The sequence below is a fragment of the Chromobacterium subtsugae genome, assembly GCF_001676875.1.
GTDB classification, from domain to species: domain Bacteria; phylum Pseudomonadota; class Gammaproteobacteria; order Burkholderiales; family Chromobacteriaceae; genus Chromobacterium; species Chromobacterium subtsugae.
Genome location: NZ_JYKA01000005.1, coordinates 182,881 through 194,459, shown reverse-complemented (window position 1 = coordinate 194,459; position 11,579 = coordinate 182,881). Strand labels below are relative to the sequence as shown.

Here is an 11,579-nt window from a genome sequence, read left to right as displayed (position 1 = left end):
CTCATTCGCCCTACTTTGCAACATGCCGGCCTGATGGCAGATCAGACCGGGGTTTGGGAGACGACGTCATGTCAGCTTCATCCATCAGCAGTAACGTCGGCCCGCTGGACGTCCAGTCCATTGTCAGCCAGCTGGTCGCCGCCGATTCGCAGCCGCTTACCCAAAGCCAGCAGCGCGTCTCCAATTACCAGTCCGAACTGAGCACGCTCGGCCAGGTCAGCTCCGCCTTGTCCGCGCTGCAGACCGCGGCGACCACCCTGTCGTCCGGCACCTTTCTGCAGCAATTCGCCGCAACCTCGTCGGACAGCACGGTAGCCAATGTCTCCACGACCTCGGGCGGCACCGCCGGCTCCTACGTATTGAACGTGACCCAGCTGGCGCAAGCCCGGCAGCTGGTTTTCGACCAGAACTCCAACGGTTCGCCCATCACCAATGAAAACGCGGCGCTGAGCGGCGCGCCCAGTTCGCTGACTTTCAACATCGGCGGCACCAGCAGCACGGTCAACCTGAGCAATGGCGGCAGTCCGGTAACGCTGTCCTCCATCGCCAGCAGCATCAACGGCGCCGGCATCGGCGTGAACGCCTCCATCGTGCAGTACAACAACAACTACTCGCTGGTGCTCAACTCCGCCCAGGCTGGCCCCAGCAATGCCTTTACCATCACCGCCGGCGGCACCGACAGCAACGGCACCTCGGGCAACACCCTCGCCGGACTGCAGCAAAGCAGCACCGCGGCCACCGAGTCGACCAATGCGCAAAACGCGCTGATGACCGTGAACGGCGTCAACGTGTCGTCCAGCAGCAATGCCGTCAGCAATGTGATTACCGGCGCGACGGTCAATCTGGAAAAATTGGGCCAGGTGACGGTGAACATGAGCCAGAATACCGCCAACATCACCTCCACGCTGCAGACCTTCGTCTCGGCCTACAACCAGGTGGTGTCGGCGACCAACTCCGCCACCACCAGCTCGAAGACCGTGGGCAGCACGCCGGCCAATACCGACATCAGCAGCGATCTGACCGGCCTGCAGGAACAGCTCGCCGGGATCCTCGGCACTCCGGTGGCCGGCGCCGATCCGGTCAACTCCTTCGCCTACTTGGCGCAAGTGGGCATCACCCAGAACGCCGACGGCACGCTGGCGCTGAATTCCACCACCTTCAATTCGGCGCTGTCGTCGAACCCGGGCGCGGTGACCAATCTGTTCGGCAACGCCCAGAACACCGGCATCGGCAACGTCTTCAACACCGCCATCAACAATCTGCTAGGACCGACCGGCTTGGTAACCATCGACCAAAACAACCTGAATTCCCAGGTGACCAGCGAACAGCAATTGCAAAGCCAGCTGCAAAGCCAGCTCTCCAATGAGCAGAGCAGCCTGCTGACGGAATACTCCAATCTCAACAGCGAACTGGCGCAGATGGAGCAAGCTTCCACCAGCATGGCCAATCTGGTCGGCTGATACCTTTTCCTCTCCCGGGCGGCCTTCATGCTGGAGGCCGCCTTTTCTTTTGCCGTATACTCTTGGCCATTCCGCCACCAGCGCCAGGCCCGGAACTCCCAGCCGGCCGCCCCGTCCGACTTCCATGACACCAGACATCAATCATTCCCGCCGTCAGCTGCTGCAGTGCCTTGCCCTCGGGGCCGGCGCCGGGATCCTGCAAGGATGCCGCTCTATGCCGGATCAAAACGCCCTGCCCACCCGCGTCGCCAACACCCGCCTCTACCTGACCGCCTGCTCCGGCATCGTGCCGCCGAAGCAACGCCAGCTGGCGCTGCCGCGGCTGGCCCAGGCAGGCTTCCAGCTGGAAAACACCGCCGCGCTCGAACGCAGCCATCAACGCTTCGCCGGCACCGACGCCCAGCGGCTGAGCGATTTGCAAACCCTGCTGACCGAACCGCAATTGCCGCCGCTGGTCTTGGCGGCTCGAGGCGGCTATGGCGCGATGCGGCTGCTGCCGCACCTAGACTTCTCGCGGCTGGGGGCGCGGCTGAAGGAGTCCCGATCCTCACTGGTGGGCTACAGCGATTTTTGCGCCATCCAGTTGGCGGTGCTGGCCAAGAGCGGCGTCGGCAGCTTCGCCGGCCCGATGCTGGGCGATTTCGGCGCCCCCAGCCCCAGCCCTTATGCCATCAACGAGTTCTTCAGCGCGATCACCACGCCGCAACGCAGCCTGCGCATCGCGGCGGCGCAACCGCAGCCCCAAGGCCGCGGCGAAGGCATTTTCTGGGGCGGCAACCTCAGCGTGCTGTCCAGCCTGGCCGGCACGCCCTATCTGCCGGAAATCCAGGGCGGCCTGCTGTTTTTGGAGGATGTCGGCGAACAGCCGTACCGGGTGGAGCGCATGCTGCAGCAATTGCATCTGGCCGGCGTGCTGTCGCGCCAGAAAGCCATTTTCCTCGGCGACTTCTCGATGCAAAAGCATGTCGACGTCTACGATCCGCATTACAACTTCGACGCGGTGGTGGCCGAGCTGCGGCGCATCAGCGGCGTGCCGGTCTTCACCGGCGTGCCTTTCGGCCACATCGCCAACAAGACCACGCTGCCGCTGGGCTATCCGGCGCGCTTCCATTCCGATGGCGGCGGCCTGAGCCTGCAATTCTTCGACTACCCCACTCTCTCGCCGGCGGGATTGCAGCCGGACGCCATGCTGGGCACCCAGTTGGCCTAAGGCAACATGCCAAGCGCTTGACTGCGCGGCGCGAGTGGTGCAGTTTGGCTGCTTTCCGCCCAGTCAGCGGCATTGTCCTAATCTGGAGACTGCATGGCCCGTAATCACCAACCCTTGGCCGGCCTGGTTCTGGCCGGTTTGCTGTCCCCTTGCCTCGCGGCGGAAAGCGGCTACCAAACGCCGCCGTCGGAGCTGGCGGCCATCGTCGATGCGCCGCGCACGCCGTCGCAGTCGCTCAACCCTCAGCGCGACACCATTTTGCAAATCCACCGCCCCGGCCTGCCCGGCATCGCTGACGTATCGCAGCCGGAGCTGCGGCTGGCCGGCTTGCGGCTGAATCCCAGGATGCATGCCGGCAGCCGTTTCGAATTCGGCACGGCGCTGACCCTGCTCACTCTGGCCGACGGCAAGAGCCGCCCGGTCTCCGGCCTGCCGGCTTCCCCGCGCATCGCCGACAGCCAATGGTCGCCGGACGGCAAACGGGTGGCGCTGAGCCTGTGGGGCGACAAAGGCGTGGAGTTGTGGCTGCTGGACGTCTCCCAGGCGCGGGCGCACCGGCTGGGCAGCTTCCATCTCAACGCCAGCAGCGGCGCGGGATTCTCCTGGTTGGGCTCGCAATTGCTGGCGAAGCTGCGCCCCGCCGAGCAAGGCCCGGCGCCGGAGAAGCCGACGATCCCGGCCGGCCCCAACATCCAGCAAAGCCTGGGTGGCAAGCTGTCGCAAACCCGCACTTATCCTGACCTGCTGAAAACCCCTTATGACGCCGACTTGCTGGATTACGAGCTGACCAGCCAGCTGGCGCTGGTGGACCTGAACGGCAAGGCAAACCGCATCGGCAAACCCGACCGCTACCTGGCGGTGCGCCCATCGCCCGACCGGCAATACCTGCTGTCGGTGCGCTTGCAGCGCCCCTACTCCACGCTGGTGCCGATCAGCCGCTTCCCGCAACGGATAGAAGTGCTGGACATGAAGGGCCGCAGCGTCCACCTAGTGACACAGCGCCCGCTGCTGGAGCGCCTGCCTTCCGGCAACGACGCGGTGGAAACCGGCCCGCGCGAAGTGGAGTGGCGCGCCGACGCGCCGGCGTCGCTGTTCTGGGCCGAAGCCCAGGACGGCGGCGATCCGGCCGCGGCGGCCAAGGTCCGGGATGCCCTGTACCTGCAAGCGGCGCCGTTCACCAAGCCGCCGCTCAAACTGCAGGAGCTGGCCAGCCGTTTCGCCGACATCCAGTGGGGCCGCGACGATCTGGCGCTGGTCAGCGAATACTGGTGGAAAACTCGTGACATCAAGACCTGGCGCATCCAGCCGGGTCGCCCCGGCCAGGCCGCGGAATTGCTGAACAGCCGTAAATCCGAAGACCGTTACGCCGATCCGGGCGTGCCGGCGATGATCAGCAACGGCCGGGGCCAGTCGCTGCTGCAAACCAGCGCCGACGGCGACAGCCTCTACCTGCTGGGCGACGGCGCCAGTCCGGAAGGCGACCGCCCCTTCATCGACGCATTCAGTCTGAAAACCAAGCAAAGCAGTCGGCTGTGGCGCTCGCAGGCGCCGTGGTTCGAACAGCCGCTGGCAGTGCTGAGCAGCGGCAAGGCGCTGCTCAGCCGCGAGCAGGTGGAGCAGCCAGCCAATCTGTATATCAAAACATTGGGACAGAATGACGGCCTGCGCCAGCTGACCTTCTTCACCCACCCCACGCCCCAACTCAAGGGCGTGCAGAAGCGGCAGCTGCGCTACAAGCGCGCGGACGGCGTCGACCTAACCGCCACCCTGTATCTGCCGCCCGGCTACGACGCCAAGCGCGACGGCCCGCTGCCGATGCTGATGTGGGCCTACCCGGCTGAATTCAAGAGCGCCGAGGCCGCCAGCCAGGTCACCGATTCGCCGTACCGCTTCAACCGCATCGGCTACTGGGGACCGGAGCCCTTGCTCGCCCGCGGCTATGCGGTGCTGGACGACCCCACCATGCCGATCGTAGGCGAAGGCAGCAAGGAGCCGAACGATAGCTACCTGCCGCAGCTGAAAATGGACGCGCAGGCGGCGGTGGATGAGGTGGTGAGGCTGGGCGTCGCCGACCGCGACCGCATCGCCATCGGCGGCCACTCCTACGGCTCCTTCATGACCGCCAACCTGCTGGCGCACACCCGGCTGTTCCGCGCCGGCATCGCCCGCTCCGGCGCTTTCAACCGCACGCTGACGCCGTTCGGCTTCCAATCCGAAGAGCGCAACTTCTGGCAGGCCAAGGACGTGTACCAGACCATGTCGCCGTTCAATTACGCAGACCAGATCAAGGACGCGCTGCTGATGATACACGGCGAGGCCGACAACAATCCCGGCACTTTCCCGATCCAGAGCGAGCGGATGTACCAGGCGCTGCAGGGCCTGGGCGGCACTGCCCGCTTGGTGATGCTGCCGGCGGAAAGCCACGGTTACCGCGCCCGCGAGTCCATTCTGCACATGCTGTGGGAGGAGGACCGCTGGCTGGATCAGTATGTCAAGCACGCCAAGCCGCGCGAAGCGGATAGCGCCGCCAAGCCATAGCGCCTCCCATCCATTCAGCAGCCCGGCCCCGCCGGGCTTCTTCTTTTAAGCAGCGCCAAATCTCATGGATGCCGTTTTTTTCATACACACATATTTTTGGCTTGCGCTTTGATTGGGTGTGTACAAAATTGATTATGGCAGGCAGAAATCCTCATTCTTAGGGCTTGCCGATCCAAGCGGAGCATGCCATGCGCGACAATCACGGACATCGGATCCATATCGAACAACCCGGCCGGCCCAGGCTGTATCAGCTGGACGACTTGCCCGGCTACGAGGTGGTGGGCGTGATCACACTGGCCGGCCGCAGCGGCGCGCTGGTGCGCAAATACAGCAACGGCGTCTACAGCATGGTCAATTCGAGCATGCTGCGTCCGCTGGATCAGCGGCAGGTGAAAAAGGCGCTGGGCATAGGCAGCAATGCCGGCGCGCCGCTCAAGATGCAAGGCGGCGCGCGCCGCAATGTCTATCTCGACGCGCAAAGCATAGACATCGCGCTGGCGTTGGGCGACGGCAACATCAGCCGAGGCATCCGGCTGGCGCTGCAAGCCAGCGCCGAGCCCAAGGCGCGCTAAGCTCCGGCACCGCAGCTTTCCCCACGGCGAACTTGGAGGCGGGTTGCTTGGGCGCTATCATTCCGCTTCGCCATCTCAATGGCCAGACGCGGCCGCAAACACCCACGTTCATCACCGGCGCTACGCAACCATGCGAAACCAAGCCATCATCGGCGCGCTATGCTGCGCTTTTTGGGGATACTCCGCTTTCGCCGCAGCCGACGACGCCAAGCCGGCGGCAAGCAGACCCACTGCCGCGCCAGGCTATTCGGTCAAAACCATCACCCCGATTTACAGCCAATTGCTGCTAGTGCCCATGCCTCGGGGTTTCGATCAAGCCTATGAAGAGGCAAAACCTGTCGCCTATATCCAGGAGTCGGTCCTGAGTGGAGAAACGGTGGAACGATGGTCGCAAATGATCACGCTAACCGGCAGGAAAGATCTGGCGCTGAATCCCAACGTCACGCTGCCAAAACTGGCTATGGCGATAGCCGGCGGGTTTAAAAAAGACTGCCCGGACTCGTTCAGCGCCCAGGCCTTGCGACAAGGCAAACTGGACGGATACGACGCTTTCACCATGCTGATGCAATGCGGCACTTCGCCGGCCACAGGCGGGCGCACCAGCGAATCGGCGCTGATCACCGTCATCAAGGGGGCGCGCGACTATTACACCGTGCAATGGGCGGAGCGATCCAGCCCCTCGAGCGCGCCGCTGCCTATCGACACCGATAAATGGACCGCCCGTTACCAGCTTTTAGTCGAACCGATCAGGCTTTGCAACCGCACGCCTGGCGAAGCGCCTCCCTATCCCAGCTGCACCAACGACAAGCAGGGAAAAAATCCGCCGCCGCCATGACGGTCACGGCGGCGGCGCATTCGGCCAGACGACGTTCTACGGTCAGCTATGCTGGCGCGCGAAATCCTGCATGAAATTGACCAGCGATTTCACGCCCTCGATCGGCATCGCATTGTAGATCGACGCCCGCATGCCGCCCACCGCGCGGTGGCCCTTCAATTGGGCCAGGCCGTTCTTGCGCGCTTCCAGCAGGAAGATTTCGTCCAGCGCCTCGTCCTTCAGCTTGAACACCACGTTCATCCTGGAGCGGAACGGCGCTTCGATATGGCTGGAGTAAAAGCCTTCGCTGCTGTCTATCGCATGGTACAAGAGGCCGGCCTTCTCTTCGTTGCGGGTGGCGATGCCCTTGACGCCGCCTTGCTCCTTCAGCCATTTGAACACCAGTCCGGCGATGTAGATCGGGTAGGTGCCGGGCGTGTTGTACATCGAGTCGGCGTCGGCATGCACCTGGTAATTCATCATGGTGGGAATGTCCGCCCTGGCCTTGCCCAGCAGGTCTTCGCGGATCACCAGCACCGTCAGGCCGGACGGGCCGATGTTTTTCTGCGCGCCGGCGTAGATCATGCCGAAGCGGCTGACGTCCACCTCGCGCGACAGGAAATCTGACGACATGTCGCAGATCAGCGGCACGCCAGGCAGCGAACCCGGCACATAGGGGAACTGCAGGCCGCCGATGGTTTCGTTGGAGGTGTAGTGCAGGTAGGCGGCATTGGGATCGCGCTGCCAGCTCGCCTCTTCCGGCACCAGGCTGAAGTCGCGGTCTTCGCTGCTGGCCACCACATTGACCTTGGCGTAGCGCTTCGCCTCCTTGATGGCCAGCTTGGACCAATGGCCGGTGTTGACGATGTCGACGCTGTCCTTGTCGCCCAGCAGGTTCAGCGGCGCCATCGCGAACTGCAGCGAAGCGCCGCCCTGCAGGAACAGCACCTTGTAATTGGCGGGAATCCGCATCAACTCGCGCAGATCATGCTCGGCGTCATGGATGATGCTCATGAATTCCTTGCCGCGGTGGCTCATCTCCATCACGCTCATGCCGGAGCCGTGCCAGTCCAGCAGTTCGCTCTGGGCTTCGGCCAGCACCTGGTGCGGCAGGACGGCGGGACCGGCGGAAAAGTTGTAAACCTTGGCCATGTCTATCCTTTATCTATTGCGTGCGCGGGGTCAGCCGGCTGCGGCTGTCGCTACGAGTGTATAAAAAAACCGGCACGTCCCGCCAGGGATGCGCCGGTTTTCCATGGGCCGCCATCGCGGGCGGCTCAGTTGCTCAGCAGAAAATGGGCGCGGGCCACGGCGACCGGCTTGCGGCGGTCGTCTTGCCAGGCTTCTATCAGCACGTGGGCCACCCGTTTGCCCTGCTTGGTGATTTCGCACTGGGCGCTCAGCGTTTGCGGGCGCCCCGGGCGCAGGTAGTCCAGAGAGAAATCCACTATCTTCGGCGCTTCCAGCGACTCGCGGTTCCACATCAGGTGTATCATCGCCGCGCTTTCCATGAAGCCGCCTATGAGGCCGCCATGCAGCGCCGGCAGCGTGGTATTGCCGACGTTGCGCTCGGCGAAAGGCAGATCGAAGCGCAGCTCGCCCTGTTCGTCCTCGCGCAGCTGCACTCCCATCAACTTGACATACGGCAGCGCGTCCACGATCTCGGCGTAAGCCTTGCGCTCGCGCCATTCGGCGAAGCGTTGCATGAATTCGCTCATTCGCGGCCCTCCTCCGGCAGCATCGGCGTCCGGCTGGACTCGCGCATGAAGGTGGCCACGCCGTGGGCGATGGGGTCGGTCGGATTATCGTGATAGCACACCGCGCGGGTGAAGGCGATCTGGCTGGCCAGCCGGTAGCATCCGGCAGTGCAGTGGATGGCCTTGCCCGGCGTGGCGGACTTCAGGTAATCGATGCGCAGATCCAGCGTGGCGATGGTTTCCGCCCCCGGCAGCTGCGCGGTGACGGCGATGGCGCTGCAGGTATCCACCAGCGAGGTGATCACCCCGCCGTGGAGGATGCCGGTGGCGGGATTGCCCACCAGGTCTTCGCGCCAGGACAGCTTCAGCGTGGGCTTGCGGCCCTCGGTGCCGACATACTCGAAGCCCAGCGTCGCGCAATGAGGGAAGGAGACGAAGAGCTGGCTCATCGCCTCCAGCACCTGCGGGTTGGCAGGAGTCGGGATCATTACGCTTCGCCCTGCTCCGGCGCGGCATCGCCCTCGCCTTCGGCATCCGCGCACTCGGCTTCGGCCACGATCTCCAGGCCGATCAGCTTTTCGCCGTCGTCCAGATTGATCAGGCGCACGCCCTGGGCCGAACGGCCGGTTTCGCGCACTTCCGCCACCTTGGTGCGGATCAGCACGCCGCCGGTGGTGATCAGCATGATGTCGTCGCTTTCCTCCACCAGGCTGGCCGCCACCAGCTTGAAGCCGGTCTTGTCGGTCAGGTCCATCGCGATCACGCCCTGGGTGCCGCGGCTGGTCAGGCGGAAGTCGCTGACGCGGGTGCGCTTGCCGTAGCCGCCGTCGCTGGCGGTGAGTACCATCTGGTCCGCGGAGTTGGTCACCAGCAGCGAGATCAGCTTCTGGCCTTCGCCCAGCTTCATGCCGCGCACGCCGCGCGAGGTGCGGCCCATCGGACGCACTTGGCTTTCGCTGAAGCGCACCGATTTGCCGGCGTCGGAGAACAACATCACCTGATCGCCTTCGATGGACTGCGCGTCCTCGATCAGCTCGCCCTCGATGATGGTGTCGTCTTCGGACGCCACTTCGTCTTCCTCATCTCCCTGGCCGGCCACGCTCTTGCCGCAGGTCAGCGCCACGCCGACCAGATAATTGCCTTCGTCCAGATTGATGGCGATGATGCCGGCCGCGCGCGGCTTGGAGAAGGCGCGCAGCGGCGTTTTCTTCACCGTGCCGTCGGCCGTGGCCATGAACACGTATTGATCGTCGCGGAACTCGCTGATCGGCAGCAGCGCATTGATCTTCTCGCCGTCTTCCAGCGGCAGCACGTTGACCATCGGCTTGCCGCGGCTCTGGCGGCCGCCCTGCGGCAGGTCGTACACCTTGCGCCAGTAGCAGCGGCCGCGGCTGGAGAAGCACAGCACGTAGTCGTGGGTGTTGGCGACGAACAGCGTTTCGATGAAATCGTCGTCCTTGGTGGCGGCGGCCTGCTTGCCGCGGCCGCCGCGGCGCTGCGCGCTGTAGTCGTCGATCGGCTGCGCCTTGATGTAGCCGCTGTGCGAAATGGTCACCACCATGTCCTGCGGGGTGATCAGGTCTTCGATATTGATGTCGCCGCCGTACGGCTCGATTTCCGAGCGTCGCGCGTCGCCGAACTGCAGCTTGATGGCGGTCAGCTCGTCGCCGATGATCTGGCTGATGCGCTCAGGCTTGGCCAGGATGTCCAGCAGGTCGAGGATCACGTCCATGATCTCGCGGTATTCGCCGACGATCTTGTCCTGCTCCAGGCCGGTCAGGCGCTGCAGGCGCATGTCCAGGATGGCCTGGGCCTGCACGTCGGACAGGTGGTAGCCGTCGTCCTTCAGGCCGAAAGCCGGATCGATGTTTTCCGGACGCGCCTTGTCGCCTTCGACGCGGGACAGCATGTCCTCCACCAGCGACGAGCGCCAGGCGCGAGCCATCAACGCGGCCTTGGCCTGCGGCGGGGCGTCGGACGCCTTGATCAGCGCGATGATTTCGTCGACGTTGGACAGCGCGACGGCCAGGCCTTCCAGGATGTGGCCGCGTTCGCGCGCCTTCTTCAGTTCGAAGATGGTGCGGCGGGTCACCACTTCGCGGCGGTGGCGCAGGAATTCAACCAGGATCTGCTTCAGGTTCAGCAGGCGCGGCTGGCCGTCGACCAGCGCCACCATATTCATGCCGAAGCTGTCCTGCAGCTGGGTCATCTTGTACAGGTGGTTCAGCACCACCTCCGGCATTTCGCCGCGCTTCAGTTCGATCACCACGCGCATGCCGGACTTGTCCGACTCGTCGCGCAGGTCGGAGATGCCCTCGATCTGCTTGTCGCGCACCAATTCGCTGATGCGCTCCAGCAGGCGGGCCTTGTTCACCTGATACGGAATCTCGTCGACGATGATCGCTTCGCGGTCGCCCTTGCCGATGGGTTCGGTATGGGTGCGCGCACGCATGATCACGCGGCCGCGGCCGGTGCGGTAGCCTTCCTTGACGCCGGCGGTGCCGTAGATGATGCCGGCGGTCGGAAAGTCCGGCGCCGGAATGATGTCAATCAGCTCGTCTATGGTCAGTTCGCTGTTGCCCAGCAAGGCCAGGCAGGCGTCCACCACCTCGTTGAGGTTATGCGGCGGAATGTTGGTGGCCATGCCGACGGCGATGCCGGAGGCGCCGTTGACCAGCAGGTTCGGGACTTTGGCCGGCAGGATCAGCGGCTCGTGCTCGGAGCCGTCGTAGTTGGGGCCGAAGTCGACCGTCTCTTTTTCGATGTCGGCCAACAGTTCATGCGCGATGCGCGCCATGCGGATTTCGGTGTAACGCATCGCGGCGGCGTTGTCGCCGTCCACCGAGCCGAAGTTGCCCTGGCCATCCACCAGCGGGTAGCGCAAGGAAAAGTCCTGCGCCATGCGCACGATGGTGTCGTACACGGCGGTGTCGCCGTGCGGGTGGTATTTACCGATCACGTCGCCAACGATACGGGCCGACTTCTTGTATGCGCGGTTCCAGTCGTTGGACAGCTCGTGCATCGCATACAGCACGCGGCGGTGCACCGGCTTGAGGCCGTCGCGCACGTCCGGCAGCGCGCGGCCCACGATCACGCTCATCGCGTAATCGAGATAAGAACGGCGCATCTCCTCTTCGAGGCTGATGGGAATCGTTTCCTTGGCGAACAGGTTATCGGTCATAGTGTCTTGATTCGTAAGGATGATCCGGCCGCCGCCCGCCCGGCGCGCGCCACGTTTGCAAAACGGCGCTCAGGCAACGACAACCGATGGATGTAACAATCCCGCCA

9 protein-coding genes are annotated in these 11,579 nt (G+C 64.2%); 5 read left to right on the top strand and 4 right to left on the bottom strand.

All coding sequences use genetic code 11. The features are described from left to right. Positions 1 to 68 precede the first annotated feature (68 nt). The 5 genes from fliD (at position 69) to MY55_RS23385 (ending at position 6,615) form a co-directional block, all read left to right on the top strand. Positions 69 to 1,460 carry a flagellar filament capping protein FliD gene (fliD, locus tag MY55_RS08560; RefSeq protein WP_043572154.1) on the top strand — a complete coding sequence of 464 codons (1,392 nt, stop codon included), beginning with the start codon at positions 69 to 71 and terminating at the stop codon, positions 1,458 to 1,460. A gap of 214 nt (positions 1,461 to 1,674) precedes the next feature. Beyond that, the gene (locus MY55_RS08555) at positions 1,675 to 2,670 is read left to right on the top strand and encodes an LD-carboxypeptidase (RefSeq protein ID WP_244270672.1); all 996 of its coding nucleotides are present in this window, start codon (positions 1,675 to 1,677) and stop codon (positions 2,668 to 2,670) included. A gap of 93 nt (positions 2,671 to 2,763) precedes the next feature. After that, positions 2,764 to 5,208 (top strand): alpha/beta hydrolase family protein, encoded by a 2,445-nt coding sequence (locus tag MY55_RS08550; RefSeq protein ID WP_043572150.1) that lies wholly within the window; start codon positions 2,764 to 2,766, stop codon positions 5,206 to 5,208. Positions 5,209 to 5,396: 188 nt separating this feature from the next. Then, positions 5,397 to 5,780, top strand: a complete 384-nt coding sequence (locus MY55_RS08545; protein WP_047243164.1) for a hypothetical protein — start codon at positions 5,397 to 5,399, stop codon at positions 5,778 to 5,780. Between the two features lie 130 nt (positions 5,781 to 5,910). After that, positions 5,911 to 6,615: a hypothetical protein gene (locus MY55_RS23385; RefSeq protein ID WP_065202257.1), complete on the top strand. Its 705-nt coding sequence runs from the start codon at positions 5,911 to 5,913 to the stop codon at positions 6,613 to 6,615. A gap of 42 nt (positions 6,616 to 6,657) precedes the next feature. Here the strand turns inward: MY55_RS23385 and serC are convergent, their stop codons facing one another. The 4 genes from serC to gyrA form a co-directional block, all read right to left on the bottom strand. Continuing rightward, positions 6,658 to 7,746, bottom strand: a complete 1,089-nt coding sequence (gene serC, locus MY55_RS08535) for a 3-phosphoserine/phosphohydroxythreonine transaminase (protein WP_065202256.1) — start codon at positions 7,744 to 7,746, stop codon at positions 6,658 to 6,660. A 125-nt stretch (positions 7,747 to 7,871) separates the two neighbouring features. Next, positions 7,872 to 8,312, bottom strand: coding sequence for a PaaI family thioesterase (locus MY55_RS08530; RefSeq protein ID WP_047238523.1), 441 nt, complete (start codon positions 8,310 to 8,312; stop codon positions 7,872 to 7,874). Further along, the gene (locus tag MY55_RS08525; protein WP_065202255.1) at positions 8,309 to 8,779 is read right to left on the bottom strand and encodes a PaaI family thioesterase; all 471 of its coding nucleotides are present in this window, start codon (positions 8,777 to 8,779) and stop codon (positions 8,309 to 8,311) included. The genes MY55_RS08530 and MY55_RS08525 overlap by 4 nt, the downstream gene beginning before the upstream one ends. Continuing rightward, positions 8,779 to 11,472: a DNA gyrase subunit A gene (gene gyrA / locus MY55_RS08520; protein ID WP_043572135.1), complete on the bottom strand. Its 2,694-nt coding sequence runs from the start codon at positions 11,470 to 11,472 to the stop codon at positions 8,779 to 8,781. Before gyrA ends, MY55_RS08525 begins: the two co-directional genes overlap by 1 nt. Between the last annotated feature and the right edge of the window lie 107 nt (positions 11,473 to 11,579).